This window comes from Mucilaginibacter sp. McL0603 (genome assembly GCF_049992945.1).
GTDB lineage: Bacteria > Bacteroidota > Bacteroidia > Sphingobacteriales > Sphingobacteriaceae > Mucilaginibacter.
This window is the reverse complement of sequence record NZ_CP188251.1, coordinates 4,743,813-4,770,224: the sequence shown is the minus strand read 5'-3', so window position 1 is coordinate 4,770,224 and position 26,412 is coordinate 4,743,813. Positions and strand designations below refer to the sequence as shown.

The 26,412-nt window shown below is 39.8% G+C and carries 26 protein-coding genes; 17 read left to right on the top strand and 9 right to left on the bottom strand.

The window, feature by feature from the left end; translation table 11 throughout:
• Nucleotides 1–68: 68 nt before the first annotated feature.
• Together ACPPVU_RS21925 and ACPPVU_RS21920 are read right to left on the bottom strand one after the other, a co-directional pair.
• Nucleotides 69–2,417 carry a hypothetical protein gene (locus ACPPVU_RS21925; RefSeq protein ID WP_426668872.1) on the bottom strand — a complete coding sequence of 783 codons (2,349 nt, stop codon included), beginning with the start codon at nt 2,415–2,417 and terminating at the stop codon, nt 69–71.
• Between the two features lie 12 nt (nt 2,418–2,429).
• On the bottom strand, nt 2,430–5,978 hold the full coding sequence (locus ACPPVU_RS21920; protein WP_426668871.1) for a carboxypeptidase-like regulatory domain-containing protein: 3,549 nt from the start codon (nt 5,976–5,978) through the stop codon (nt 2,430–2,432).
• Between the two features lie 240 nt (nt 5,979–6,218).
• Here ACPPVU_RS21920 and ACPPVU_RS21915 point away from each other — a divergent pair, with 240 nt between their 5' ends.
• Together ACPPVU_RS21915 and ACPPVU_RS21910 are read left to right on the top strand one after the other, a co-directional pair.
• Entirely contained in the window at nt 6,219–8,234 is a 2,016-nt protein-coding gene (locus ACPPVU_RS21915; RefSeq protein ID WP_426668870.1) for a M1 family metallopeptidase, read from the top strand.
• 212 nt (nt 8,235–8,446) lie between these two features.
• Nucleotides 8,447–9,133: a hypothetical protein gene (locus ACPPVU_RS21910; RefSeq protein ID WP_426668869.1), complete on the top strand. Its 687-nt coding sequence runs from the start codon at nt 8,447–8,449 to the stop codon at nt 9,131–9,133.
• A 222-nt stretch (nt 9,134–9,355) separates the two neighbouring features.
• Here the strand turns inward: ACPPVU_RS21910 and ACPPVU_RS21905 are convergent, their stop codons facing one another.
• Nucleotides 9,356–9,880 (bottom strand): hypothetical protein, encoded by a 525-nt coding sequence (locus ACPPVU_RS21905; protein ID WP_426668868.1) that lies wholly within the window; start codon nt 9,878–9,880, stop codon nt 9,356–9,358.
• A gap of 46 nt (nt 9,881–9,926) precedes the next feature.
• Nucleotides 9,927–10,175, bottom strand: coding sequence for a hypothetical protein (locus ACPPVU_RS21900; protein ID WP_426668867.1), 249 nt, complete (start codon nt 10,173–10,175; stop codon nt 9,927–9,929).
• 201 nt (nt 10,176–10,376) lie between these two features.
• On the opposite strand from ACPPVU_RS21900, the gene rpsL reads away from it, so the two are divergent.
• The 7 genes from rpsL to ACPPVU_RS21865 all read left to right on the top strand — a co-directional run bounded on the left by rpsL (nt 10,377) and on the right by ACPPVU_RS21865 (nt 17,583).
• On the top strand, nt 10,377–10,799 hold the full coding sequence (rpsL, locus tag ACPPVU_RS21895) for a 30S ribosomal protein S12 (protein WP_067190071.1): 423 nt from the start codon (nt 10,377–10,379) through the stop codon (nt 10,797–10,799).
• 20 nt (nt 10,800–10,819) lie between these two features.
• Nucleotides 10,820–11,287, top strand: a complete 468-nt coding sequence (gene rpsG, locus ACPPVU_RS21890) for a 30S ribosomal protein S7 (protein WP_426668866.1) — start codon at nt 10,820–10,822, stop codon at nt 11,285–11,287.
• 85 nt (nt 11,288–11,372) lie between these two features.
• Entirely contained in the window at nt 11,373–13,484 is a 2,112-nt protein-coding gene (gene fusA, locus ACPPVU_RS21885; protein WP_426668865.1) for an elongation factor G, read from the top strand.
• Between the two features lie 135 nt (nt 13,485–13,619).
• Nucleotides 13,620–13,925, top strand: a complete 306-nt coding sequence (gene rpsJ, locus ACPPVU_RS21880; RefSeq protein ID WP_078347761.1) for a 30S ribosomal protein S10 — start codon at nt 13,620–13,622, stop codon at nt 13,923–13,925.
• A 133-nt stretch (nt 13,926–14,058) separates the two neighbouring features.
• A complete protein-coding gene (locus ACPPVU_RS21875; protein ID WP_426668864.1) occupies nt 14,059–14,517 on the top strand; it encodes a hypothetical protein in 459 nt (152 codons plus the stop codon).
• A 91-nt stretch (nt 14,518–14,608) separates the two neighbouring features.
• Nucleotides 14,609–14,812, top strand: coding sequence for a DUF2683 family protein (locus ACPPVU_RS21870; protein ID WP_426668863.1), 204 nt, complete (start codon nt 14,609–14,611; stop codon nt 14,810–14,812).
• Between the two features lie 392 nt (nt 14,813–15,204).
• Nucleotides 15,205–17,583 carry an ABC transporter permease gene (locus ACPPVU_RS21865; protein WP_426668862.1) on the top strand — a complete coding sequence of 793 codons (2,379 nt, stop codon included), beginning with the start codon at nt 15,205–15,207 and terminating at the stop codon, nt 17,581–17,583.
• 119 nt (nt 17,584–17,702) lie between these two features.
• Here ACPPVU_RS21865 and ACPPVU_RS21860 read toward each other — a convergent pair whose 3' ends face one another.
• Complete coding sequence (locus ACPPVU_RS21860) at nt 17,703–18,479, bottom strand: hypothetical protein (RefSeq protein WP_426668861.1); 777 nt, start codon at nt 18,477–18,479, stop codon at nt 17,703–17,705.
• Nucleotides 18,480–18,664: 185 nt separating this feature from the next.
• On the opposite strand from ACPPVU_RS21860, the gene ACPPVU_RS21855 reads away from it, so the two are divergent.
• Nucleotides 18,665–19,924, top strand: coding sequence for an NAD(P)-binding domain-containing protein (locus tag ACPPVU_RS21855; RefSeq protein WP_426668860.1), 1,260 nt, complete (start codon nt 18,665–18,667; stop codon nt 19,922–19,924).
• Between the two features lie 2 nt (nt 19,925–19,926).
• On the opposite strand, the gene ACPPVU_RS21850 is transcribed toward ACPPVU_RS21855, so the two are convergent.
• On the bottom strand, nt 19,927–21,147 hold the full coding sequence (locus tag ACPPVU_RS21850; protein WP_426668859.1) for a hypothetical protein: 1,221 nt from the start codon (nt 21,145–21,147) through the stop codon (nt 19,927–19,929).
• 31 nt (nt 21,148–21,178) lie between these two features.
• A complete protein-coding gene (locus tag ACPPVU_RS21845) occupies nt 21,179–22,579 on the bottom strand; it encodes a C45 family autoproteolytic acyltransferase/hydolase (RefSeq protein WP_426668858.1) in 1,401 nt (466 codons plus the stop codon).
• A gap of 53 nt (nt 22,580–22,632) precedes the next feature.
• Between ACPPVU_RS21845 and ACPPVU_RS21840 the strand changes: the two genes are divergently transcribed.
• From ACPPVU_RS21840 to ACPPVU_RS21825, 4 genes are read left to right on the top strand one after another with little or no spacing between them, the layout of a single operon-like run.
• Nucleotides 22,633–22,875, top strand: coding sequence for a hypothetical protein (locus ACPPVU_RS21840; protein WP_426668857.1), 243 nt, complete (start codon nt 22,633–22,635; stop codon nt 22,873–22,875).
• A complete protein-coding gene (locus tag ACPPVU_RS21835; protein WP_426668856.1) occupies nt 22,865–23,191 on the top strand; it encodes a hypothetical protein in 327 nt (108 codons plus the stop codon). Before ACPPVU_RS21840 ends, ACPPVU_RS21835 begins: the two co-directional genes overlap by 11 nt.
• 53 nt (nt 23,192–23,244) lie before the next feature.
• The gene (locus tag ACPPVU_RS21830; protein WP_426668855.1) at nt 23,245–23,553 is read left to right on the top strand and encodes a HigA family addiction module antitoxin; all 309 of its coding nucleotides are present in this window, start codon (nt 23,245–23,247) and stop codon (nt 23,551–23,553) included.
• Between the two features lie 16 nt (nt 23,554–23,569).
• Nucleotides 23,570–23,704 carry a hypothetical protein gene (locus ACPPVU_RS21825; RefSeq protein WP_426668854.1) on the top strand — a complete coding sequence of 45 codons (135 nt, stop codon included), beginning with the start codon at nt 23,570–23,572 and terminating at the stop codon, nt 23,702–23,704.
• Between the two features lie 161 nt (nt 23,705–23,865).
• On the opposite strand, the gene ACPPVU_RS21820 is transcribed toward ACPPVU_RS21825, so the two are convergent.
• On the bottom strand, nt 23,866–24,363 hold the full coding sequence (locus tag ACPPVU_RS21820) for a DUF6155 family protein (RefSeq protein ID WP_426668853.1): 498 nt from the start codon (nt 24,361–24,363) through the stop codon (nt 23,866–23,868).
• Nucleotides 24,364–24,521: 158 nt separating this feature from the next.
• Nucleotides 24,522–24,728, bottom strand: a complete 207-nt coding sequence (locus ACPPVU_RS21815) for a hypothetical protein (RefSeq protein WP_426668852.1) — start codon at nt 24,726–24,728, stop codon at nt 24,522–24,524.
• Nucleotides 24,729–24,898: 170 nt separating this feature from the next.
• On the opposite strand from ACPPVU_RS21815, the gene ACPPVU_RS21810 reads away from it, so the two are divergent.
• The 3 genes from ACPPVU_RS21810 (at nt 24,899) to rplC (ending at nt 26,411) form a co-directional block, all read left to right on the top strand.
• Complete coding sequence (locus ACPPVU_RS21810; protein ID WP_426668851.1) at nt 24,899–25,186, top strand: homing endonuclease associated repeat-containing protein; 288 nt, start codon at nt 24,899–24,901, stop codon at nt 25,184–25,186.
• Entirely contained in the window at nt 25,167–25,589 is a 423-nt protein-coding gene (locus ACPPVU_RS21805; protein WP_426668850.1) for an HNH endonuclease, read from the top strand. Before ACPPVU_RS21810 ends, ACPPVU_RS21805 begins: the two co-directional genes overlap by 20 nt.
• Nucleotides 25,590–25,793: 204 nt before the next feature.
• Complete coding sequence (rplC, locus tag ACPPVU_RS21800; protein ID WP_426668849.1) at nt 25,794–26,411, top strand: 50S ribosomal protein L3; 618 nt, start codon at nt 25,794–25,796, stop codon at nt 26,409–26,411.
• Nucleotide 26,412: the final 1 nt, after the last annotated feature.

Below are 26,412 nucleotides of genomic sequence, written 5' to 3'. Positions count from 1 at the left end.
GAGTTAGACTAAGTTGATTGGGTTGAATAAGTTCGCCTTAACCTAATCAACTTAGTCAACTACTTAACTCAATCAACCCTATACCGGTACACCTGTCGTCCTATATTGCCCTTATCATTAATACCTTCTATTACCACACGGTAGTTGCCGGCTCCATCGGCATTATAATAGTCAAATGAGGCGTTGCCGTCTTTATCTGTTGTTAGTTCTGGTTTCCAGTAAATAGTACTCCGTAGATCAGGGGGGGTGCTGATTATATTGCTTTCATATTTCGGTGAGTAAAACTCACGGGCTTTGTAATAGCCTTGTATAGTAATAGGCAGTATGCCTACTGCTATCATGTCCTTTGGTTGTGAACCAAAGGTTGTAGTAAAAGAAAGAACGCCTTCATAATCTGGCCCCATTTCATTTTGAAAGACCTCTATCGTTTTTATTGACCCGGTATTTATTAAGTCAATATCGAAATCTTTAGGCATTTCAACACCATTGAGAACAATCAGCGGACGTTTTGAAAGGTATCCGGGTCGATGTACCAGTATTAATAATTTTACACTAAGTGGGCCACCATATCCTATTTGCTTATCAGTAATTACTTTATCAGGAAGGCCATATTTTGAATTAGTGACCACAGGATTCTTCCTTGCTTTTATTTTTACTTCCTTTAATATCCTCCCTTTTCCCAATCCCAGCTTATTCAGCTCTTCTTGCTGTTTTTCGTTATTTTCAAGATAACTGGCTGGTATTATTGTATTTATATCCGTTTGTGCGAAAGATTTACGGATATCCATTGGTAAAGCTTGGTCTGCATTATAAATAAGCTTGGTGTATTTCTTCCCTTTGGCATTGGTTGCTTGCAGTATGAGTTTGGCACTATCAGTAAATAATAAGTTGTCAAATAGAAAATGTCCCTTATCATCTGCTGCGGTATTGATTAACGATTTAGGTTGAAAAGAGATTAAAGCTACCGGTGCTTTGGCTAATGGCTTCCCGAATAAGTTTTCAGCGGTACCACTTATCTGCAGGGATTTTTCCGGTTGCCAGGCAAGGGGAGGGTAGCCATCAGCCATAACCTGCTTCCACTCAAACTTTCTATAGCCATGTGTCAGCATTACCAGGTCAAGATTTTTTAGTTTCTCATCCGTGATACTAGTAAAATAATAGTTTGGTTGCTCTACTGTGCCTTTCAGGTCCGACGTTAACAGGAGGTCAGTCAAAATGGTTGTTTCCGTATTCTCATCAACCGGTACTTTATTTTCATCGATCACCGAAACGGAGAAGTGTCCCATGACCGCTGAATCAGCTCTGTTTTTTGCATTGAGTTTAATGTTGACTTTTCCCCTTATATTATAATTAGGTTTATCGCCTTTCAAGTTTAAATTCAACTGATCGAAGTTTTGCACAAACATTAATCGCTCGGCTAAAGGCTCATTGGTTTGGGAAAACAGGGTGACGCGTGTGATGCCTGTATGCAGGTGCCTTTTCAATATCTCTAAAGTAGTTGCCATACTGTCCAGCTTAACTGTCACAGTTGTAGCAAATCCCGCTGAATAGATCAATAGGATATAATTTTTTCCTTTGTTCTCTTTAAAATAAGCTGGATTCGCTTCAATTTTTACCGTTGCCTTGGGGAGAGAATCATTGTTGATGGATAAAGCAATTCCTTTTGTATCAACTAAAGGCAGATCAATGCTGTTCTGCGTACCGTCAGCAAAAGTGATATTAGCTTTATAGGTTTTACCGGCTTCGGGAGATAAATAAAAACAGCCCATGCCTAAATAAGCAGATGCGAATTCTGTAACAGATTTACCAGTATTATCTACTACAACCCCTTTCGCTCCAATTCCCAAACCATTAACCCCAATAGCTTTAAAAGCTATTTTTGAACGGATACCATTGATCAGATTACCCCCTTCAGCAAAGAATTGGATATCAGCTTTGGCATTAATCGGTTTTGATCTGGCCGTACTGCTTTCGGGTACTTTTTGATTATGGACCGAACCAATAGGGATAGTTTGCTCAAAATAATTACCCTCGTTACGTTGCCATCGGGTGTAAGCACGTATGCGGTAATTCCCTTTCGGCAAAGTATCGGGCAAAGCAAAATCACCCCATCCCAAGCCGTTAACCAATGGTAGTTTGATGCCTTGAGAAATCTTATTATCAATACAGATCAGATCCACATGCAAAATGCCGCTTAACTGTGACAGATCAAGCCGCTCGCCCATGGTCACATAGGCTTTAAAATAGATGGTATCGCCTGTGGCGTAATAGGGTTTATCAAAGTGTAAGTAGGCTTTTTCGGTGATGTGAGTAGAAGAGTAAGTTTTAAGCTTATTAAATACATCCTTACTTACTGTTTGGCAATAAGCTAAACCATGCAAAATGATAAGTAGCAATATGATCGAACACCTTTTCATTGATAATACTATTTAATTAACTTTATACCGATACACCTGTCTGCCTATATTTCCTTTTTCATCAATGCCTTCTATTACTACACGATAATTGCCAGTTCCATCAGCATTATAATAATCAAATGAGGCGTTGCCGTCTTTATCAGTTACCAATTCTGGTTGCCAGTAAATGGTGCTGCGCAGATCAGGGTGATTGCTGGTTATATTGCTTTCATATTTTGGTGAGTAAAATTCCCGGGCTTTATAATAACCTTGCACTGTAATTGGCAAAATGCCAACAGACGCAATGTTTTTTGGGTTAACCCCGCCTCCCTTTTTTGTTGTAATAATTATTACCCCATTACCACCAGCCATGCCATAAATACTTGCACTGGCATATTTTAACACTTCTACTGTTTCTACATCCCCGGGGTTAATTCCATCAATATTTGGCGGGGGATCCCCAGGATTAGATACTAATTCAACGCCATCAACCACTATTAGCATCGCACGGCTATAGGCGCCCATACCCTGTATGAACGGAGTACCCCCACTGAAGCCAATGCCATGTAGTTTGCCATTTAATAACGTTGAAAGCGATGGGCCGTATCCTATATCCTTACTATGCAACACCTGGTCTGCATGTCCTGCCCCAGCCAGGCTCTGCGTTTCATATTTATCATCTGCTTTTATGCCCCTAATTTTCACTTCTTTTAATATCTTCCCTTTTCCCAACCCCAGTTTATTTAATTCTTCCTGTTGCTTTTCGTTATTTTCAAGATAGCCGGATGGGATCACAACATTTATATCTGCTTGAGTTGAAGTAGTAAGGTTTGTTATAGATAGTGGTTTATCCTCATTATAAACGAGTTTAGTGTATTTCTTTCCTTTGGCATTGCTTGCCTGCAAAATCAATTTGATGCTATCAGTAAATAATAGGTTGTCAAAAAAGAAATGGCCTTTATCATCTGCTATGGTATTGGTTAACGACTTGGGTTGAAAAGATATCAGGGCTACCGGCGCCTTGGCTAAAGGCTTTCCGAATAAATTCTCGGCAGTACCACTAATCTGCAAGGATTTTTCCGGTTGCCAGGCAAGGGGAGGGTAGCTATCAGCCATAACTTGCTTCCACTCAAACTTTCTATAGCCATGCGTCAGCATTACCAGGTCAAGGTTTTTCAGTTTCTCCTCAGTGATACTGGTAAAATAATAGTTTGGCTGTTCTACTGTGCCTTTCAGGTCCGACGTTAACAGGAGGTCAGTCAAAATGGTTGTTTCCGTATTCTCATCAACCGGTACTTTATTTTCATCGACCACCGAAACGGAGAAGTGTCCCATGACCGTTGAATCGGCCCTGTTTTTTGCATTGAGTTTCATGCTGACTTTTCCCCTTGAAGAATAAAACTGTTTATCGCTATTTAAGTTTAAATTCAACTGATCGAAGTTTTGTACGAACATTAGCCGCTCACATAAAGGCTCATTGGTTTGGGAAAACAGGGTAACCCGGGTAATACCGGTATGCAGATGCCGTTTCAGGATTTCTAAAGTAGTCAGTATGCTATCCAACTTGACTGTAACAGTTGTGGCAAATCCACCAGAATAGATCAGCAGGGCATAATCTTTTCCCTTGTTCTCTTTAAAATAAACCGGACTCGCTTCAATCTTTACCGTTGCTTTTGGTAACGAATCGTTATTGATAGAAAGGTCAATTCCTTTTACATCTGCTAAAGGCAGATCAATCGTGTTTTGGGTACCATCGGCAAAAGTGATATTGGCCTTATAAGTTTTACTTGCTTCCGGTTCAAGATAAAAATAGCCCATGCCTAAATGCGTGGAAGCAAAGCTTGTAACTTCTCTCCCTGAATTATCTATCACAACACCTTTTGCTCCAATTCCTAAACCATTTATGCCAACAGCTTTTAAAGCTATTTTTGAGCGGATACCGTTTATTAAATTGCCACCTTCAGCAAAAAACTGGATGTCTGCCTTTGCATTTACCGCTTTTGACCTGGCTGTACTGCTTTCAGGTACTTTTTGATTATGCACGGAGCCAACAGGTATAGTTTGTTCAAAATAATTACCCTCATTACGCTGCCATTGGGTATAGGCCCGGATTCGGTAATTTCCTTTCGGCAAAGTATCAGGCAGCGCAAAATCACCCCAACCCAAACCATTTGCCAATGGCAATTTGAGGCTTTGTTCGGTCTTATTAGTAGTACCTATCAGATCGACATGTAAAATACCGCTTAATTGCGACAGGTCAAGCCGTTCACCCATGGTCACATAAGCTTTAAAATAGATGGTATCGCCTGTGGCGTAATAGGGTTTATCAAAGTGTAAGTAGGCTTTTTCGGTGATGTGCTGATCCGCATAATTGCTAAGTTTGGAGTAAATAGCATAATTTGAAGCGCTGTTCTGTGATGGTTTATAGTCCACCGGTAAAAGCTCAGCTACGCGTTTTCTGCCCCAATAACCTGAAAATAATAAACTGTTAGGATTAATGATGCCGCCATTGTCATCAAACAGCGCATGTGTTGAATTGAAACTTATAATAGTTGTTGCGGTGTTATAAGAATCATCTAAATGTGCAGTTTGGCCGTTTTTGGGGAAATGATGATCTTTATTATAGGTGATATGTAATGCATCACCAGCACATCCTAAGGAATATATCCCTTTATGTTCAGTGGGCTCCATGATATCCTTTTGCTGTAAAGGGATATCCAGCAATGCCGGGTGTTGCTTGGGCTTGCCATAATTTGCATACTGAAGTACACGAAATCCTTCTTCACCCAGCCGGTTGCTAATTAAAGCACGTAAGAAATGCATTGACGAATTGTTATAAACCGCCTGCCGCATTTTTTGCCAATCTCTTTCCTGCGTTATTGTTCCTTTCAGGCTTTCGAACAAAGCAGAGCCTTCATAATGGACCTTTTTCGTGTTTGCATCAATTTTTTCAAGCGTAAAATTGCTCAATAAGTATTTTATCCTATATCCTAAGACATTATTTTCGATCTCTATGAAATCGTAAGATGATGCAGTAAGTGTATTAGTTTTTACATCATAATCCAGGTCGATAACGTCAGGATTCTTTATTTTGCACTCGCCGGCAAGATCTGATGAACCCAGGAATTCGGTTTTGAACCATTCGTAATTTCTTTTCCTGTCAGGATCTTCTTTTTTTGGCTTTATACTTACTTCTTTTAAGGCAATAGCTTTTGGAGTTAGTTCTATGTCATTTAAAATGATATTGCTGTTGCTCACTTGTATAGTCTGACTATAAGTTTCAAAGCCTACAATAGATACGACCAATTTATATTTACCAGGCTGTGCATTATGCAATTCGAAGGTGCCATCATTAGCTGTTTTGTTGCCCACCAAAGCATTATCTAAAAACACAGTGGCATCGGCAACCGGTTTTTTGTCAGCATGATTTAACACTCTGCCCGAAATATTAAACTGTGCGAAACATTCCAGTGGGAGCAGAGCTACCAGGAAAATCAGGATTTTAAAAACTTGGACAATTATAGTTTGTGATCCAATAATTTGATGTGGACTCAATTTGGCGGATGCGGGAGCCATTGCCATAATAATTCGGTTTAAATTGGTTTATGCAATTTAAGTATAACTTTTCGATAAAAGGCCACCGTGTTTTCACGGTAATTTTAAAAAATGACTAATTAGTAAGTATTTGGTATATAGTATGGTTTATGCAGAGATAGGGCCTTCTCTCCTTCAAAAATTAACCGTTTTGTAACAATTAATTTACCCTTTATCCAGTTACTTAAATTTGTATTAATTTGCGCTTCAATAATTAACTAAGCTAAAATGAGATTTAAACTTTTAGCCAGTATTTCGCTGGCTTTTTTGACCGTTGCAAGTGCAGTGAGTGCACAACAACGTACGCCGCCTCCACCCGAGCCGGTAGCACCCGGTACCAATTACGATTATCACGAAACTTTTGGCCCTCCATTCTTTACCAAAAATGGTAACGAATACCGTGCTGCTGATGGTGCACCCGGTTCTAAATACTGGCAAAACCGTGCTGATTACCAATTGGCTGCCAAATTGGATGATCAAACCAATGAAATTACTGGTTCTGAAATATTAACCTATACTAATAACAGTCCTCAAAAGCTTGGCTTTTTATGGATGAATTTAGAGCAAAACCTGTTCAAACAAGACTCAAGAGGTTCAGCTATTGTACCTTTACGTGGTGATCCACCGCAATTGCAAAGCCGCAACTGGGGCCGTGGACAGGTATTTGACGCGGGTTTCAAAATCAAGTCAGTAGAATTGATCGATCTTAAAGGAGCTCAAACTGAAGTGAAGTTCCTTGTGAATGACACCCGTATGCAGTTGTTTTTACCAAAAGATGTTACTCCAAACGGCGGACAAGTTAAACTGAAAATAGAATATTCATTTATTTCGCCTGATTATGGTTCAGACCGTATGGGTATCCAGGATACTAAAAATGGTAAGATATTCCAGGTGGCACAATGGTACCCGCGTATGTGCGTGTATGATGATGTGGAAGGCTGGAATACCATCCCTTATACTGGTCCGGGCGAGTTTTACCTTGAGTATGGAGATTTCGACCTGACCATTACTGCACCTGCTAACCATATCGTAGTAGCATCTGGTGAGTTATTGAACCCACAGGATGTTTATACACCTGAACAATTAAAGCGTTGGGCACAAGCTGCACAAAGCGAAAAAACAGTTGTTATCCGCTCAGCTGATGAAGTAACACAAGCTTCTTCCCGTCCGGCAGGTAAAAAAGAGCTGACCTGGCACTTTAAAATAAAGAACGCACGTGACGCTTCATGGGCATCTTCAGCTTCATTTATTATTGATGCTGCTAAAATGGACCTGCCAAGCGGCAAAAAATCTATCGCGATATCAGCCTACCCGGTTGAAAGCGATGGTGTTGATGCCTGGGGACGTTCAACTGAATATGTAAAAAAATCTATCGAATTCAACTCGAAAACATGGTTTGAATTTCCTTATCCTGCTGCTACTGCCGTTGCCGGTATTGTTGGTGGTATGGAATATCCGGGTATTGTTTTCTGCGGATATAAAGCTAAAAAAGGAAGCCTTTGGGGTGTGAATGACCACGAGTTTGGCCATACATGGTTCCCGATGATCGTTGGATCAAACGAACGTCTGTACGGCTGGATGGATGAAGGCTTTAACACTTTTATCAATACCTTATCTACTACTGATTTCAACAACGGAGAGTATGCACGCAAACCAGGCGATATGCACAAAATTGGTGACGTATTTACTAAACCAGGTCTTGAAACCATACTGAGCCAGCCGGCTAACCTGAAAGAACGCAATACAGGTTTATTACTATATGCTAAACCAAGTGCAGGCTTAGTGATGCTTCGCGAGCAGATACTGGGTCCTGAACGTTTTGATTTCGCTTTTAGAACCTACATTGCAAGATGGGCATTTAAACACCCTACACCAGATGATTTCTTCCGCACAATGGAAAATGCATCAGGCGAGAGTCTGCAATGGTTCTGGAGAGGTTGGTTCCTGAACAACTGGCGCTTGGATGTTGCTGTACGCGACGTTAAATACTTTAATGATGATCCAACTAAAGGTGCGATGATCACTATTGATAACCTGGAGAAAATGGCTATGCCAGTAACACTGGAAATTAAAACAGTAAGCGGTAAAACCGACAGGGTAAAATTACCAGTTGAAATTTGGGAGCGTAACAGCACCTGGACTTTCAAATATCCTTCAACAGAAGAGATACAATCGGTTACTTATGATCCCGATAAAGTATTGCCAGATTACAATCCAGATAACAACGTTTGGACAAAGAAGTAGTTGATTGGTTGATTAGTTTAAATGGTTGATTAAGTTAACTATTCAACATAATCAACTTAATCCAACCCAATCAACCCAAAATATAGAACCCGGCTTTTTCGCCGGGTTTTATGTTTTGTCTCACTTAAGTGTTAAATTAAATGTTAAATCCAAAACTATTGGTTTATATAATGAGTTTTTAACCTATAATTACACTATATTTATTTTTATCTATGAGACAGCTCTACTTACTGGTAATTACACTTTTACTGGGCAATGCCCTTTATGCCCAATCATTGATAAAAGGGAACGTGGTTGAAGCGGGAAGCAACACCAAACTTGCTGACGTTTTTGTAAAAGACATCACCAATAAACAGATCACGTTGACAGACAAATCGGGTAAGTTTGAGATCAGATCAGAAACCGGGCATATCCTTGTATTTACAACCCCGGGTTATGTTGATGATACCCTGTATGTGGTTGATCTGACGCAAAAACATGTCGAACTAAAAACTAGAACCATTGCCTTAAGTGGAGTAAACATTACCTCATCCCGGCTACCGTTTGACCCACATAAAGAATACCCCGACGTGTACACGAAAAGCAAGGTGTATCCGCTATCACCGTCAAGCTGGTTTAGTAAGGACGCCCGCGATGCCCGTAGACTGAAACATTATTTTGAACACGAAGAGCAGGAAAAAAAGGTTGACGAGGTATTTAACCGCGTGTATGTAGGCAGTATAGTGCCATTGAAAGGACAGGATCTGGAGAATTTCATGACGCTTTACCGCCCAACTTATGATTTTATCACCAGTAATAATAGTGAATCACTGGCCGTGTATATTAATGATTCTTACAAAAAATACCAGGCACTGCCGCCCGACAAACGCCAATTGCAAAAGTTGAGCGGGCAACAATAATTATCATGAAAAGGAAAATAATAAGTTTGGTATGGCTTTCAGCGTTGCTCGGGATGATCTGCACCAGCTGTTCCCGCAAATGCTACTGCACACCAACACCCGCAAGGCTGGTACCAAAAGTTACGATGCCATCATAAGATTTCGGATTTTGGACTATAATCTTTATCGATCCTTCGACTTTGAATTTCTGACCTCAGACCTCTGATATCAGACTTCTTCTTTTTACTTCAAATACTTTTTCGGGATAGGGTTATCCTTACGTTCGCCATCGTAAAACCATCCTAATATCCAAAAACGTGTTCCATCAAAAAATAGCTCGATGCTGTTAATGCCACGTTCGATGATTGGTCCGCCAGGCTCGTTGCGCGACTCATAAGTACTCCATACATGATAGATGCTGCCAAAGTTTTCGACCTTACGGGATATCTCCTTTTCATAAAAGCCATCCTTCTCTAAATACGCATCCGAGCGGCGATGATACTCCTTCAAACTCATATAATGAAATGTCAGTTTACCATTTTTATTGATGCTTGCCGAGCCAACACTTACATCGGGCCAGTGGATCAGGCTATCGCGTTCGTAACTCACTTTGCCGCCTTTTTTAACGGTCACCACATCATAGTAAGCTTTTATAATACCGTTTAGTGTGCTCACATTGTCGCTGTATTTGGTAATGGGTTGGGCATTGGCGATTTGCAGCAGGCTTGTCAACAAGATGAGCATCAAAATAGGAAAGGTTTTTTTCATAATATGTGGGTTTATACTTACTAATATAGGTTTGAAAATCAATAAATTAAAAACAAATACCAGGTAGATTGTTATTATACAATAAACATACTACCACTATGAAAAAGAAAATAATGAGCATGGTATTGCTTGCAGCAATGCTCGGAATGCTAAGCGTGGGTTGTGCGGCAAGGCATAGCGCACCGCCACCACCACCACCTCCTCCGGGAGCACCAGCACCTCCACAATAATTGAGGGGAAAGCCTTTAATCTGTATAATCAGGTTAAAGGCTTTTTTAGTTATCGTCTGAACCATGATTTAAGGATTTAATAATTCTTTTAATTCGGTTTACCCGCAGGATAATACAACATTTCAACCTTCCAACTTTATAACCTTCCAACTCTGTACAGCAACGAAAAAACTTTTTCATCCAACCTCTTGAAAATCAAAAAATAAGTCCGTACTTTTGCAGTCCTTAAAATAAGGATAAAACAGAAAAGACAAAAAAGCAAGTAAATGCCTACTATTCAACAATTAGTTAGAAAAGGTAGAGTAGCTCTGGTTGACAAGAGTAAGTCGCCAGCGTTGGACAGCTGTCCACAGCGAAGAGGAGTATGCACTCGCGTGTATACCACTACCCCTAAAAAACCAAACTCAGCAATGCGTAAAGTGGCCCGTGTGCGCTTAACCAATGGAAAAGAAGTGAATGCTTATATCCCTGGTGAAGGTCACAATTTACAGGAACACTCTATTGTTTTGATCCGTGGCGGACGTGTGAAGGATTTACCAGGTGTACGTTACCACATCATCCGTGGTGCATTAGATACATCAGGTGTAGCCGGACGTAACCAACGCCGTTCTAAATATGGAACTAAACGCCCTAAACCAGGACAGGCAGCTGCTCCTACAAAGGGTGCACCAGCTAAGAAAAAGAAATAATTAAAGGAGGATAGCAAGCAATGAGAAAGTCAAAACCTAAAAAAAGAATCCTTCTTCCTGATCCAAAATTCAATGATATTTTGGTAACCAGGTTTGTAAATAACATGATGTTTGACGGTAAGAAATCTACCGCATACGCAATATTCTATAACGCTGTTGAAATAGTTGAAAAGAAAACCAACGAAAGTGGCCTTGATACCTGGAAAAAAGCGTTAAATAATGTAATGCCAGCTGTTGAAGTTAAAAGCCGCCGTGTTGGTGGTGCAAACTTCCAGGTGCCTACAGAAGTTCGTCCGGAGCGTAAAGTTGCTTTGGGTATGAAATGGCTGATCAGCTATGCACGTCGTCGTGGCGAAAAAACCATGATGGAGAAATTAGCAGGCGAGATCATCTCAGCTTCTAAAGGTGAAGGCGCTGCAGTGAAGAAGAAAGAAGATACGCACAAGATGGCCGAGGCTAACAAGGCGTTCTCACACTTTAGATTCTAATAATTAGCGAATGAGTGAGTTAGTGAATGAGTGAATATTAAGGCTCAATCACTAATTCACTAATTCACTCAATCAATCATTGAATATGTCAAGAGATCTTAAATACACAAGAAATATAGGTATTGCCGCTCACATTGATGCCGGTAAAACCACTACAACCGAACGTATACTTTATTACTCGGGTGTTAGCCACAAAATTGGTGAAGTGCACGAAGGTGCAGCAACAATGGACTGGATGGCACAAGAGCAGGAGCGTGGTATCACAATTACCTCTGCTGCTACAACTGTAGGCTGGAAATACCGTGGCCATAACTACCACATTAACATCATCGATACACCGGGACACGTGGATTTTACCGTTGAGGTAAACCGCTCGTTACGTGTATTGGATGGATTGGTTTTCTTATTTTCAGCAGTTGACGGTGTTGAGCCTCAATCTGAAACTAACTGGCGCCTGGCCAACAACTACAACGTAGCACGTATCGGTTTCGTAAACAAAATGGACCGTTCTGGTGCTGACTTTTTAAATGTTGTAAAACAAGTAAAAAGCATGTTGGGCAGTAATGCTGTTCCACTTCAGTTACCTATCGGTGCTGAAGAGCACTTTAAAGGTGTTATCGACCTGATCAACTGGAGAGGTATTGTTTGGAATGAGCATGATAAAGGTATGACCTTTACCGAAGTGCCTATCCCTGAAGATATGATTGAGGAAGCAACTGAGTGGAGAGAAAAACTGCTTGAATCAGTAGCTGAATATGATGAAGGCCTGATGGAGAAATTCTTTGATGCTCCTGAAACCATCACGGAGCGCGAAGTATTAGACGCTTTACGTAAGGCTGTTTTGGATGCCAAGATCGTTCCTATGGTTTGCGGTTCATCTTTCAAAAACAAAGGTGTACAAACCATGCTTGATTATGTAATGGAATTATTGCCTTCACCTTTGGATAACAAGGGTATCGTGGGCCATGATCCTGAAACAGGCGAAGAAATATTACGCCAGCCATCAGAAAAAGAACCTTTTGCAGCATTAGCATTTAAAATTGCAACTGACCCGTTTGTTGGTCGTTTGTGCTTTATTCGTGTATACTCAGGTAATTTGGAAGCAGGTTCGTATGTATATAATATGCGTTCAGAAAATAAAGAACGTATCAGCCGTATATTCCAGATGCATGCTAACAAGCAAAATCCTATCCCTAATGTTGGAGCTGGTGATATTGCTGCGGTAGTAGGCTTTAAGGATATCAAAACAGGTGATACACTTTGTGACGAGAAACACCAGATTGTGTTGGAGTCTATGAACTTCCCTGAGCCGGTTATCGGTTTAGCCATTGAGCCTAAAACACAGGCAGACGTAGATAAATTAGGTATGGCTTTAGGTAAATTATCTGAAGAAGATCCAACATTCCGTGTAAATACAGATGAAGAAACCGGCCAGACTGTAATTTCAGGTATGGGCGAGCTTCACCTGGACATTATCATGGACCGCTTAAAACGTGAGTTTAAAGTAGAAGTAAACCAGGGTGCTCCGCAAGTTGCTTACAAAGAAGCAATTACAGGTACAACCCAACACCGCGAAACTTACAAGAAACAAACTGGTGGTCGTGGTAAATTCGCCGATATACAAGTTATCATATCTCCAAATGACGAAGGTAAAACTGGTCTGGAGTTTGTAAACGAAATATCTGGCGGTTCAATTCCGCGTGAGTTTATCCCATCTGTTGAAAAGGGCTTTAAAGCTGCTATGGTGAACGGTGTATTAGCCGGTTTCCCACTGGTAGGTATGAAAGTTCGTTTAATTGACGGATCATTCCACGCAGTCGATTCAGACGCTTTATCATTTGAAATTGCAGCCCGTAGCTGTTACCGCGAAGCATTGCCAAAATGTAAACCGGTATTGCTTGAGCCAATCATGAAGATAGAGATATTAACCCCTGAAGAAAACATGGGTGATGTTATCGGTGATATGAACCGTCGTCGTGGCCAGCTTTTAGGTATGGATTCACGTGCAGGTGCACAAGTAATTAAAGCAACTGTACCACTTTCAGAAATGTTTGGTTATGTAACTCAGTTACGTACCATTACTTCTGGCCGTGCTACTTCAACCATGGAGTTTGATCACTATGCTGAAGCCCCACGTAACGTACAGGAAGAAGTAGTTGCTAAAGCAAAAGGTAAAAAAGCTGCTGCAAACGCATAAGTTGATGTGAAAATATGCAGATGTGCAGATATGCAAATATCATCCGCACATTTGCATATTCGCACATCTGCACATAAATTAACAAACCACTAACTCTAACAAATAGCTCTTAGGGTTGGTATAAAAACAAACAAAATGAGCCAAAGAATCAGAATCAAATTAAAATCGTACGATTACAACCTGGTTGATAAATCAGCTGAGAAGATCGTAAAAACAGTAAAGCCTACGGGCGCTGTAGTTAGCGGACCGCTTCCGCTGCCAACTGAAAAGAAAGTGTTTACCGTATTGCGTTCACCGCACGTAAACAAAAAGGCACGTGAGCAATTCCAGTTATGCTCTTACAAGAGATTATTGGATATCTACAGTTCAAACTCAAAAACTGTTGATGCTTTAATGAAGCTTGAATTGCCAAGCGGTGTTGAAGTTGAGATCAAGGTGTGATAGTACCGGAAGATCAGATATTACAAAAAGCCATTCTGTAAAGAGTGGCTTTTTTTGTTATACGGTAAAATGTTTTTAATTTTATAAACTACTAGCCGTATCTTGAACCTTTATCTTGAACCTTTATGACAATATGAAGTCGGTATACATAATCATTGTCGCATCATTTTTTTCTATAAAAGCATATTCACAAAAAGAATCCCCAAAAATAGATTCCACAATTGAGTCTCTGCGGACTTATTTATTAAAAAATATCAAATATCCCGCGACTGAGCTCAAAGCTTATACGCAAGGTAGAATGATTATTTGTTTTAAGTTAAATAAAAATAAAATGATTGATGATATTCATTTTGTTAGGCATCTTACAAGCGAATGTGACTCAGAGGTTTTGAAAGCAATAAGGAGTTATTCTCAGGCATTATCATTGCCTTCTGGCGAATATACAATTGGACTGCAATTTTTTATACTTTTTGATGGGAAGCCTGATAGTAAAATTATGCCTTTTGATAAAGACCTTTACAAAAACTTTTTATTTGAACTAAATGTGACGAGTGAAAGTCCAGAACAACAAAAGAAGAGTATCATAAATTGATAAATCAAAGTCTGATAGTACCGGAAGATCATATTAAAGAGGCCAGTCTGAAAAGATTGGCCTTTTTGTTGAAATTACTTATATTTGAGTTATGAGTACTTATGTGATACATCCTACGGCGGAACAGGAAAAAGTTGTGAAAGCTTTTTTAGAAGCATTGGATATACATTTCGAAAAAGAAGATGAATCTCTACCCGAGCAGGTTCTTGAAGGAATAAAGCGTGGCCAGGAAGATGCTGCTACAGGGCGATTTATAACATTCGAAGAATTCAAAAAGAAATATCCCGCAGCATAACCAATGCAATTTGATGTAGTCTTTACTGATGAAGCGGACGATACGTTTGATTCGATAGGAAATCAAATTTTAAAGAGGTGGGGTGAGCGCGAGCTTTTGAATTTTAGGAGGCGTGTTTACGATGTTGTAGATGTGATAAGTAGGTCTCCTTTGATTTTTCAAACCGTAAGCAATAATGAAAACATACGAAAAGCAGTTGTTCACAAAAATTGTTCGATGTTTTATGAGATTAAAGAGCAAAGAATAGATATTCTCTTCTTTTAGGATAATAGGCAACAGCCTATTTTATAAGTTATTAGTAAACGGCCAGTTTGAAAAAGATTGGCCTTTTTTGCATTTTTCCTGCAACGATTAAAAATTCCAGGCGTCTTTTATCTAAACCGGATAAAAAGATGCTTAAAAATTACTTCAAAATCGCCTGGCGCAATTTGCTTAAGAATAAAGTTTATTCTTCTATTAATGTGCTGGGGCTCGCTTGCGGTATGGCAGTAGCCATGCTGATAGGTTTCTGGATGTACGACGAACTGACATTTGATCATTATCATGCAAACCACAAAAAGATAGCACAGGTAATGATTACCCAAACTTTTAATAACGAGACGGGAACGGGTCAGGCCATGGCTATCCCGCTTGGGTGGGAACTTCGCAATAAATATGCCTCTGATTTTAAATACGTAACCCTCACCTCATGGAACTTCGGGTTCATTGTTGGCACAGGCGAAAAAAAAATGGCTAAATCCGGTATGTGGGTTCAGCCCGAATTCCCTGTAATGATGGGCCTGGAGCAACTGAGCGGTAATTTGAAAGGATTGGCCGACCCCTCGTCTGCGCTGATAGATCATTCACTGGCCATCGCGCTTTTTGGCAACGATGAGGTGGTTGGTAAAACGGTTCGGATGAACAATAAATATGATTTTAAGGTGGCCGGTGTTTACAGGGATATTCCTAAAAACTCATCATTTAATGACACACATTTTCTCTTGTCCTGGGATAAATACATGAGCACTGAGACCTGGTTGAAGCGTGCCTCAACTCAGTGGGATAACCATAGTTTTCAGATCTTTTTGCAGATGAATGACAATGTAGATATGACCAAAACATCTGCTAAGATCGAACTCATCTCGCAGAAATATGTGAAGAAGGAAGAAGGTAATGAACATCTATTGCTGCACCCTATGGATAAATGGCGGCTGTACAGCGATTTTGAGAACGGCAAAATCAAGGGTGGACGAATCCAGTATGTTTGGCTTTTTGGTATTATCGGAGTGTTCGTATTGTTGCTGGCTTGCATCAACTTTATGAATTTAAGCACAGCGCGGTCTGAAAAACGTGCCAAAGAGGTAGGGATTCGTAAAGCTATAGGCTCGGTACGGAAGCAGCTCATTGTTCAATTCCTTAGCGAATCAGTATTGATGGCTGGCCTGGCACTGGTATTTGCAGTAGTAATAGTGCTTGCCACATTGCCTTTCTTCAATGTTATAGCCGATAAATCAATGTCCATCCCTTGGTCTAACGGGATATTCTGGCTGGTAATTATCCTCTTTACGGCTTTCACCGGTTTTGTATCGGGCAGTTATCCTGCGTTTTATTTGTCAGGATTTAATACGGTAAAAGTTTTAAAGGGCACTTTTCGAGTTGGACGTTTTGCTGCTTTGCCACGCCAGGTACTTGTGGTATTGCAGTTCACGATATCGGTAACGTTAATTATTGGTACGCTGATCGTTTTCAGACAGATACAATATGCTAAAAACCGCCCTGTGGGATATTCGCGTGAAGGGCTGATCTCGATTGATATGAGCACGCCTGATCTATACGGGCATTATGATGCGATAAGGAATGATCTGATCAATACCGGTGTAGTAGAGAACATGGCCGAGTCATCAAGCCCGACCACTGGGGTTTATAGCAATCAGATTGGATATGAATGGGATGGAAAAGAACCGGGAACCAACCCGCTTTTTGGGACCATAGCTGTCACCAGGGATTTTGGTAAGACCATCGGTTGGCACATACGACAGGGGCGCGACTTTTCAAGAGATTTCGCAAGCGATACAAGCGCTATGGTACTGAACCAGAGTGCCGTTCAACTGACAGGTTTTAAGGATCCGATAGGTAAGATAATTCGCAAAGATAAAAAAGCATACACTGTTGTTGGTGTAATCGACAATATGGTCATGCAATCCCCGTACATGCCGGTGCAGCCTACTATCTTTTTTGTAGACTACAATTGGGCAAATATTATCACGATAAAGATAAAGCCAACTGCTCAGTTGCAGGGAGCACTGACTAAAATAGGCGGAGTTTTCAAAAAGTACAATCCCGCCAGTCCTTTTGACTATCGCTTCACAGATGAAGAATACGCCAAAAAATTCTCAGATGAAGAGCGCATTGGCAAGCTGGCATCGATATTTGCTGTGCTTGCAATATTCATTTCGTCATTAGGTTTATTTGGACTGGCTTCATTTGTGGCTGAGCAACGTACCAAAGAAATAGGTGTTCGCAAAGTATTAGGCGCATCCGTATTTAATTTATGGAGAATGCTTTCTAAAGATTTTGTAAAACTGGTGATCATATCATGTATTATTGCCACGCCGTTATCATGGTATTTCCTGAGCGGATGGCTCAAAGGTTATCAATACCATACAACTGTTTCCTGGTGGATATTTGTAGCATCATGTATAGGGGCTTTGATGATCACATTGATGACAGTGAGTATACAAGCTATAAAAGCGGCAATTGCTAACCCAGTAAAGAGCCTAAGAACGGAGTAACTCTTTTAATGTACAGAGTAAAGTGTAAATAACAAAAAACCATCCCTAAAAGATGGTTTTTTGTTATTTATATCGTTTAATAAGATCAGCGAAATCCACTAATCACCACAAATCAACGGTTACCCTCGGCCTAGCAACTCGTCCAGTTTATTGCGTTCGGTTTGCAGTTCGCGAGCCAGTTTCTTTTCTTTTTCGTTTGCTTTGGCCTTGAAGTTGCGATAATCCTCTTCAATTTCTTCATACAACTCAGTGCGGTGTTTGGCTTCGTACTTGTGCTTTGCAATTGTTCCCATTACAATTGCCAATGCAACCGCTAAACCTACTATGATACAAATCATTATCAAACTGTAAGTACCTTTAGACATATCGATACCAAGCAAGCTGATTGAATCATTTTTTGCAATAGCCTCTGTTAAGGTTCGCTCTTTTGCACGTACAGATGCTTTTAGACTATCTACTGTATGGTTTGCGCCGGCTTGCGTGCCCTTTGCCTGGCTGCGTATCAGCTTTATCGAGTCACTTACACTCCTCCAGAACGCAGTGATAAGAGGTTGCTGATAATGATAGGTTTTGGTCAATAAATATAGATACTGACCATTGAGGCTTTTAGCATTTAATTGTGTTGGGTCTATTTGATCTTTCAAGCTTGCAGAATCATTGTTCGCCGGAGTTTGTTGTGGAATTGTAGATTGAGCTTTATGATAGCGAATAACTGGTCTTGATACCGGTGGTGTAGCCGTGTTTACAACGGCTGCCTTTTCGGGTTCGGCCTTTTTTTCGATCGGTTTTTCTGAAGCAGCAGTTTTTGTAGAATCCTGTGCTTTTGCAGGCGTTACTGCACACAAAAAAATTAATAAAAAGAAAAATAGATAACCGGGTAATAAACGCTTCATCATTCGTAATTAAATTAGACTGTTAAGTTAATTAATAATTAATTAACCTGTGCAAAAATGTTTTTATTGTCTTTATACTGATTTTGATGAATAAAGGATATGCTAAATTAAAGAAAAATGTAAATGAATATGATTAATGGAATATCAAGCCTTAGTTATAATTGTCTCCTCATACCTATATTAGCGGAATGAATATCGGTATTATTGGATTGGGCGATATGGGACGCCTATACGCAAAGGCCTTTGCCAAAGCAGGTTATACGGTTTGTGGCTGCGATCTTCCGTCAAACAGGGCTAAGCTGGAAGAAGAACTTGACCCGCTCGGCATAAAGATAATGGACAATGGGGGTGATGTAGCCCGTGCCAATGACCTTATTATTTATTCTGTTGAGGCTGACCGTCTTGAAGAGGTGGTGGCTGCTTATGGCCCGTCAACCAAATATGGAGCCATAGTGGCTGGCCAGACTTCGGTTAAACACCCTGAGATAGCCTTATTTGAAAAGTACCTTCCTGCAGACGCACAGATAATCACCTTCCATGCCATGCACGGACCGGGTTTTGAGCCAAAAGGGCAGAAGCTTATCCTGATTAAACATCGTGCAGATGAGGCAGCTTATCAGCGCATGTTTGATCTGTTTACTGCTGTGCAAACCGATATTGTAGAGATACCTAATTACCATGAGCACGATAAGATAGTTGCCGATACACAAGCTGTAACTCATGTAGGTTTCGAGAGTATGGGAACCGCCTGGAAAGAAGCAGGTTTTTTTCCCTGGGAAAACGGCTCTTATGTAGGTGGGATAGACAATGTGAAGATATTGACTACCCTACGTATATTCAGTTATAAAGCACACGTGTATGCAGGACTTGCTATTTTGAATCCTTACGCGCGCCAGCAGGTAAAGCGTTATGCCGTATCAGAATCCGAATTATTTAAGCTGATGATAAAGGAAGAAGGAAAAGCCTTTAGGGATCGGCTATACCGTGCACGTGATTTTGTTTTTCATGAAAGCCGTAAGCCGATTATGTTGAGCGATAAGGTGATGAAGGAGTTTTCGCTTTCGCAGAATCATGAATTACAAAAACCAAACTCACATTTGAGTATATTAAGTATGGTCGATGCCTGGTACCATTTGGGCGTAAACCCTTATGATAACCTGATCGCACAGACCCCACCTTTTCGTTTACGTTTGGGTATTGCTGAGTACTTATTTAAAAATGAGGAACTGTTAGAGGAATCTATCGAAGCCGCTTTGTACGATAAAACCATCCGTGGTGATGATCTGGAATTTCATTCGGCAGTAAGAGAATGGTCGGCCATTATCGGTTACGGTGATATGGAAGGCTACAAAAAGCATTTTAATGACGTACAAGCCTTTTTCAAAGACAGGCTTGAAGAAGGCAAAACGCAAAGTGCTGAATTGATCAGAAGGCTGATGAGTGAATGAGATTAAGGAATTTTGTCGTAATGAAATGCCATTACTTCTAACAAGACATGTTTAGCAGGATCTTGTTGTAGTCTAAAAATATAGCTAAATGAACTTTCACCCTTCTGACCGTTACTTTTTAAATAATATGGATGATTTCTGATTTCAGCAGCGATATTTTTAAGGACACTTGTAAAATCGTTATTTTGAACGAAAATTATAACCGCTACCTTTGAATCTCGCCAAGTTAAATATCTATCAAAAAGCTGTGAAATTGTATCAAGAAACAATTTGAAGCCGTGCCAAAATTTACACTCTGCTACAAATAAATTAGACCCATCTTTTGAATATTTAAGAATAATATCAGTTTTACCACTCCTGTTAAAAGTTTCACCAGTAGCTGTAACAGCATCGTATCTTGTTTCTAATATAAACAAGAATTGATCTCTTAAACCTTCTTCATCCTTTCCAATATACAAAGACGGCTTACGTTCCATGCTTTTCCCCGAGTCATATATGATTTTTAATATGTCGTCATACATGGAATTACTCATTGTAGGCTCTGGTGCGAATTGTTGACTTTTACTAACGATCGGTTGAGGTATCTCCCTTTTTTTAATTAGCGGCGGCGTAAATATTGATTGAGTTCCTTTGTCGATCGGAATATTTATTGCAGCGAAAAAATCATTTTCTTTTTGGAACTTGAGTTTTTGATCTGAAAAATAACCGTTGATCAAAATATTAAGTCCATAATTCCAGCCTTCGGCATCTCTATTTGCATTATCCAAATTTGCAAAAGCTTTATTTTTTGCTGCTTCCTTTTCCTTAAAAAATTCTTCAGGACTTTGATTGTATAATTTAAAGCTCAGTGATACCTTTTGTGTTGATTCATTTACACTGATATCATATGATGTCATTTCCCATCTACTCGGGTGTATTCTGAAAATTGCTGCCGAACCAGAAAACGAATAATTAATATTGAATTGATAAGTATCTACCTGATATTTTTCCCCGGGGTAGCGACCTTCACGTGATTCTTTCGAAATAACAGGTTTATCTGTAGCTTCACTTTCAAAATATACTGTTAATGGTTCTAATTTATATTTTGCATATAAGAAGTCTTTGAATTCTTGCTCGTCTACTCCTAGTATAAATTCTTTGGATTTTGTTTCAATTTCACTTTTTAAGCTAGTCTTGAGCCTGTCACCCGCATCAAAAATGCTTATTTCATTAAATGCTCTCATTAAACTCCTCCAAAGTAAAGATAAGTATAGGCTATTTCGCGCTAAACAACGTCCACGGATAAGCTTTCATATCACGCAAATACGGGCTCATCCAATTATATTCAGGATGTTTGGCAAAATAAGGTTTAGCCAGAAAATCATCTCCTGACGGATGTCCCATATGTGCCCAGAATTGCATTTTTTGGGCTAAATCGGTTGTGGTTACCTTACCTTGTACAGCACCCATTGGCCAGTATGGGCCTTCGTTCCAGGCAGGTTCACCCCTTGGGTCCTGATCTATGTGCCCGTCTATTACACAACGGTCCAGCACATTTTTGTTATCTATAGCGCTGTACGTATCACCCTCAATGGTCTTTCCGGTATTTGCATCCAGTTTGCCCTTGTAATCAGCAGCTACCAGTTTTTCCATCCGCAAGCGGCGGGCATTGGGTGAACTGGTTTTGTCATTTACATCGAATGTTGTCTCTTCTTTTATCAGTTTAGGATCGATCGGGAAGTTAGAACCGATAATAGCGGTATCCTTTGATCGCCATACCTTATAATCTTTTAGTCCCAGTTCCAGTTTTGCCACCTCGTTGGTTTTGGTGTCGCCGATAAGCCAGTCGTTTGCATAACCGCCGTTATTGTCTGCGGTCATGATCTTTACGACATCATCAATACTATTGGCATACTGAGCCGCTTTGCGGGCGCGAACAAACTCGGGGGTTTTAGTAGTATCGAATCCTTTAAATTGTGTTATAGTAGTTTCAGTAATGAGTATACCGCTGCTGGTGATCACAAAATCGTCGCCACTGTGAATAAAGCCGGGTGCGCAATCCATCAGCATATGATTTCCTTTGGCAGGTTTAATATCGGCGATTACATTCCATCGCTCACCTTCGATGTAGTCTGTCCAATTGTTATGTGCAATTACAATTTTGCCATCTTTGGTATAGCGACCGTTTGCAATAAAGGCACTGCAATTGCCCGGGGCACGATTATCTCCGCTGCCCGGTTTGGTTTTGTTCATCAATTGCGGCAAGTAGTAAGAGGACAGGTCGATATTCGCATTCAACACGACCAGATCAAGTGAATCATAATTCATACCTTTCGCCCTCAAGCCTTGCGACATACCAATTAACTCCTGCTGATATTCGGTATCGATCTTATTCCACATAAACCTTCCTGCTGCCTCGCGGTACCATGCCCAGTTTTTATTGGTGGTATGTGGAAGGTAAAATTGAAACACCTTTATTAAGGTATCGATCTCTTTTGCTACCAAATATCCATGCTGGTAGCCAATATCATGCGGTGAGCCTTCCAGGTGGACATAGATCCAACCATTCTTATCCTTACGACTGGCACCTGCAAGCGGATCATGTGGTTTGGGTTTACAACTGAAAAATATGGACAATAGAATAACAAGCGCGGAGAGTTTAAAGATTGCTTTCATGATCAGTTAATATGATGGATGAATATAAGAAATTAATTACTTAATTTTGTTATATGACAACGCTCACGATTGAAATACCGGAAAAAGTTCAAAAAACGCTAACTGACCTGGTTGAACAATTGGGTGGGAAAGTGATCAAAACAAATTCAAAAGAGTTAGATAAGAAACCGGAGAAGTTATCCCGAAAAGAAAAAGAGTATTTAAAAGGATTAGAGGAAGCGGTTGAATTTGTTAACCTGCATCAGCGGGGAAAGGTGAAAGCAAAAACTATTGACCAGTTTTTAAATGAGCTATAGTATTGTTACTACACCATTTTTTGAGAGAGAGTTTAAAAAACTCTTTAAAAAATACATCTCACTACAAAACGATTTTCATAAAGTCACCAAAGTTCTAAAGGAGAATCCCCAGTCAGGTGAATCTATTGGCAATAATTGCTATAAAATCCGGATGAGCATTTCTGCAAAGAACAAAGGCAAATCTGGTGGCGCCAGGATTATTACTTATGTGAAATTTGTTAATGAAGAGATTTTCCTTGTATCAATCTATGATAAATCCGAATTGAGCAGCATAGCTGAAGAGGAAGTATTATTTCGAATTAAAGGCATCAAATAGTATAGTCACTGGCTAAATACGCCGCATAGTTAAGGCACTGAAGGAAAAAGAAAATGGAAAGTAATATGCCGCCGGTTCATCCGGGTGCAATTCTGAGGGAAGATATTTTAAAAGAGATGAAACTGCCCATTACCAAAACGGCTGAGAATCTCCAGGTAAGCCGTAAACAACTATCGGAAGTTGTGAACGAAGGGGCCGCAATTTCTGCAGAGATGGCAGTACGCCTGGAAGATGCTTTTGGGGTAAGCGCCGAATTTTGGCTTGATATGCAGAAAGCCTACGATATATGGAAGGTAAAACATAGCGGACGGGTACATGGTATTCGTCGGATACCGTTTGATCCTATTGGCCATGCTTCTTAGATAGATTGGCGTATAGATGAAAAAGAAAACCTTTACTTCCAAGGAAAAGCAAATATTAAAAGACCTTGAGGAATCTATCAAATGGGTTAAGTTGCATCAGGTAGATAAAGTGAAAGGCAAAACAATACAGGAATTGCTGAATGAGTTTTAGACAGTAATTTTATTTTTAATTGGGATTACCAGACTTCCAAAGTTTTTAAAACTTCCGAAGTCTTTTTATTTTAAAACAGGCGTGAGTTATTTATTGACGTTGATTGTAGACGCTCACCATTGCTTGCATTCAAAGGTGGACACTTGAATGGGCGCGAAGCATTAATAGAATTTGTAAAATATTTCAGACAGCCCATCATTTAATCCCCAGCCTATGTGTTGGGTGTCTTCAAGAATCTGCAGGCAACGCTGTTCAAACAAACCTGGCAAACCTTCGTCGTATGTGATTTTCAATGCCTTGGCAAAAGTGCTTTCAATGCTATTATAAAAGGTCTCATTCATATCACCAAATTCATTTGTAAACTTTATACCAGTTTCAACATAAAAAAGCATGAGATCGATCAATAATTCAGTTGAGGGGTCAAGTTTTTTAAAATCGCTAATGCTCTGTTTTCCTTTACTAAGACTGTAATCAAATCCTCGCTTTGGATAAAATGCTTCATAGACCTTAACCCGGTATTTTTCCAATAATCCGCCTTCGTCGGGGTTAATATAAAAGTCAAGATACTCTTGTACGGATTTGTTTTTTTTGTACAGATCAGAAATAATTTCTATAAGCGCTTTTTTTTCGAACCTGGCAAGTTTACTTTTAATGGACATTACATTAGGTTTTTGTACAGATGAACTAATTTTAGCTTGTGGCGGATGTTTTTTACCGCACCACTTTGCGGATGATCGGGGATAATACCAACCATAAGTTGTAGTAAACTATATCAGCCAGAGATCAATAGTTTTTAATGACTTAGCATTACGATCAATTACATATCCCATTCGGCGCGGCTTTGCGTTATATGATTCTGTAATTTCTTTGCAGCGTCTGCCGGTAATTTGCCCGCAAATTTTTCGGAGAGTTTTTGAGTAGAAGTGCTTTCTTTTTTCAGGACTTTGATCAAATGCAACTTTTCCAGCTCATTTAATAAGCTATACGCATTTTGATTAGTAATCTGTATGAGCAAAGTGTCCATTTATATCCTTATTATCTAAGACAAATATACTCAATTAGGAAGAAAAAATTTCAAGATAAGAAACACCTGAAATTTTTTATATCACCAGACTTTCGAAGTTTTCAAAACTTCGGAAGTCTTTGTATTTTTAATGCCTAAATTTATCCAATGCTTAACCCAATCTATTACGGATGAAATATCAACTAAAAGATTTCAATAGGAATATCCCAGATCAGGAATTGTTAGAGGATTTAACCAGGGTTGCTGGAAAATTGGGAATTACTAAGCTTTCATCAAGAGGATATGATAATAATGAGGGGAAATATAGATCAGCAACAATAAGCGCTCGATTCGGAAGTTGGAATAAGGCAATAGAAAAAGCCGGACTAAATTTGGTTCATCAGCGAGAAGTTTCTGAAGAGGACTTATTTAAAGACATGGAAACTGTGTGGTCAAAGATTGGAAAGCAACCAACATAGAGATATGGTAGGTCCTATTTCAAGATATTCTACTTATCAATATGAGGCTAAATTTGGAACTTGGAGAAAGGCGCTTGAGGCTTTTGTTGAATATGTTAATTCCGAAACGGGTTCTGATCAGGAAAAGGTTAATGTCGAAGATGCCTTAGAAACTGTACAAGAAAATGAAATTGTTTTTAAACACAAAACCAAAAGAGTTCCAAATGAAAGGTTAAAAGTTCAGATACTGATGAGGGATGGGAATAAATGTAGGCTTTGTGGAATTACAGTGACTGGTAATGATATACATTTTGATCATATAATTCCTTGGTCAAAGGGCGGAGAAACAGTATTAGAAAATTTACAAATACTTTGTGCTCTACATAATTTAGCTAAAGGTAATTTAGAATATACTCCTAATTGAGCATTAGGGGCTATTAAACTCAATCCAACCCAATCAACCGCTCTCTCAATCAACCAAAATCCTCCTCCAAAATATTTATAAAAAAATAACTTGTTATCTATTTGAGAATTAATCTAAAATATCTATCTTTGCCGTCCCTTAACGGGGAATAATATGTCTTGAACGAGGCCCTACTGCTTCGATGGACACAAACAAAATAAGAAAATGTCAGGAATTATTGGTAAAAAAGTAGGAATGACCAGCATTTTCGATGAAACAGGGAAAAACATTCCTTGCACGGTAATCGAAGCTGGCCCTTGTGTGGTAACACAAGTTCGTTCTGTCGAAACAGACGGCTACGCTGCAGTTCAGCTAGCGTATGGTGAGAAAAAAGAAAAGAACACCCCTGCTCCCTTAAAAGGTCACTTCCAAAAAGCTAACACTACGCCAAAACGTAAGTTGGTTGAATTCAAAACTTTCGTTGACGAAAAAACACTTGGTGATACCATCACTGTAGATATTTTCGCTGCCGGAGATTTTGTTGATGTGGTAGGTACTTCAAAGGGTAAAGGTTTTCAGGGTGTGGTAAAACGTCACGGTTTTGGTGGTGTGGGTATGCAAACTCACGGTCAGCACAATCGTTTACGTGCACCAGGTTCATTGGGTGCTTCATCATGGCCTTCACGTGTATTTAAAGGTATGCGTATGGCCGGTCAAACGGGTAATGTTCGTGTTAAAGTTCAAAACTTAGAGGTTTTGAAAGTTTATCCGGAGCAAAACCTGATGGTAGTTAAGGGTTCCATCCCAGGAGCTAAGGGTTCATTGGTAATAGTCGATAAATAAG

What these genes read in the sequence shown, in the direction of transcription:
- ACPPVU_RS21925 (WP_426668872.1), bottom strand. Translation starts at nt 2,417, where the DNA reads ATGAAAAGGTGTTCGATCATATTGCTACTTATCATTTTGCATGGTTTA.
- ACPPVU_RS21920 (WP_426668871.1), bottom strand. Translation starts at nt 5,978, where the DNA reads ATGGCAATGGCTCCCGCATCCGCCAAATTGAGTCCACATCAAATTATT.
- ACPPVU_RS21915 (WP_426668870.1), top strand. Translation starts at nt 6,219, where the DNA reads ATGAGATTTAAACTTTTAGCCAGTATTTCGCTGGCTTTTTTGACCGTT.
- ACPPVU_RS21910 (WP_426668869.1), top strand. Translation starts at nt 8,447, where the DNA reads ATGAGACAGCTCTACTTACTGGTAATTACACTTTTACTGGGCAATGCC.
- ACPPVU_RS21905 (WP_426668868.1), bottom strand. Translation starts at nt 9,880, where the DNA reads ATGAAAAAAACCTTTCCTATTTTGATGCTCATCTTGTTGACAAGCCTG.
- ACPPVU_RS21900 (WP_426668867.1), bottom strand. Translation starts at nt 10,175, where the DNA reads ATGGTTCAGACGATAACTAAAAAAGCCTTTAACCTGATTATACAGATT.
- rpsL (WP_067190071.1), top strand. Translation starts at nt 10,377, where the DNA reads ATGCCTACTATTCAACAATTAGTTAGAAAAGGTAGAGTAGCTCTGGTT.
- rpsG (WP_426668866.1), top strand. Translation starts at nt 10,820, where the DNA reads ATGAGAAAGTCAAAACCTAAAAAAAGAATCCTTCTTCCTGATCCAAAA.
- fusA (WP_426668865.1), top strand. Translation starts at nt 11,373, where the DNA reads ATGTCAAGAGATCTTAAATACACAAGAAATATAGGTATTGCCGCTCAC.
- rpsJ (WP_078347761.1), top strand. Translation starts at nt 13,620, where the DNA reads ATGAGCCAAAGAATCAGAATCAAATTAAAATCGTACGATTACAACCTG.
- ACPPVU_RS21875 (WP_426668864.1), top strand. Translation starts at nt 14,059, where the DNA reads ATGAAGTCGGTATACATAATCATTGTCGCATCATTTTTTTCTATAAAA.
- ACPPVU_RS21870 (WP_426668863.1), top strand. Translation starts at nt 14,609, where the DNA reads ATGAGTACTTATGTGATACATCCTACGGCGGAACAGGAAAAAGTTGTG.
- ACPPVU_RS21865 (WP_426668862.1), top strand. Translation starts at nt 15,205, where the DNA reads ATGCTTAAAAATTACTTCAAAATCGCCTGGCGCAATTTGCTTAAGAAT.
- ACPPVU_RS21860 (WP_426668861.1), bottom strand. Translation starts at nt 18,479, where the DNA reads ATGATGAAGCGTTTATTACCCGGTTATCTATTTTTCTTTTTATTAATT.
- ACPPVU_RS21855 (WP_426668860.1), top strand. Translation starts at nt 18,665, where the DNA reads ATGAATATCGGTATTATTGGATTGGGCGATATGGGACGCCTATACGCA.
- ACPPVU_RS21850 (WP_426668859.1), bottom strand. Translation starts at nt 21,147, where the DNA reads ATGAGAGCATTTAATGAAATAAGCATTTTTGATGCGGGTGACAGGCTC.
- ACPPVU_RS21845 (WP_426668858.1), bottom strand. Translation starts at nt 22,579, where the DNA reads ATGAAAGCAATCTTTAAACTCTCCGCGCTTGTTATTCTATTGTCCATA.
- ACPPVU_RS21840 (WP_426668857.1), top strand. Translation starts at nt 22,633, where the DNA reads ATGACAACGCTCACGATTGAAATACCGGAAAAAGTTCAAAAAACGCTA.
- ACPPVU_RS21835 (WP_426668856.1), top strand. Translation starts at nt 22,865, where the DNA reads ATGAGCTATAGTATTGTTACTACACCATTTTTTGAGAGAGAGTTTAAA.
- ACPPVU_RS21830 (WP_426668855.1), top strand. Translation starts at nt 23,245, where the DNA reads ATGGAAAGTAATATGCCGCCGGTTCATCCGGGTGCAATTCTGAGGGAA.
- ACPPVU_RS21825 (WP_426668854.1), top strand. Translation starts at nt 23,570, where the DNA reads ATGAAAAAGAAAACCTTTACTTCCAAGGAAAAGCAAATATTAAAAGAC.
- ACPPVU_RS21820 (WP_426668853.1), bottom strand. Translation starts at nt 24,363, where the DNA reads ATGTCCATTAAAAGTAAACTTGCCAGGTTCGAAAAAAAAGCGCTTATA.
- ACPPVU_RS21815 (WP_426668852.1), bottom strand. Translation starts at nt 24,728, where the DNA reads ATGGACACTTTGCTCATACAGATTACTAATCAAAATGCGTATAGCTTA.
- ACPPVU_RS21810 (WP_426668851.1), top strand. Translation starts at nt 24,899, where the DNA reads ATGAAATATCAACTAAAAGATTTCAATAGGAATATCCCAGATCAGGAA.
- rplC (WP_426668849.1), top strand. Translation starts at nt 25,794, where the DNA reads ATGTCAGGAATTATTGGTAAAAAAGTAGGAATGACCAGCATTTTCGAT.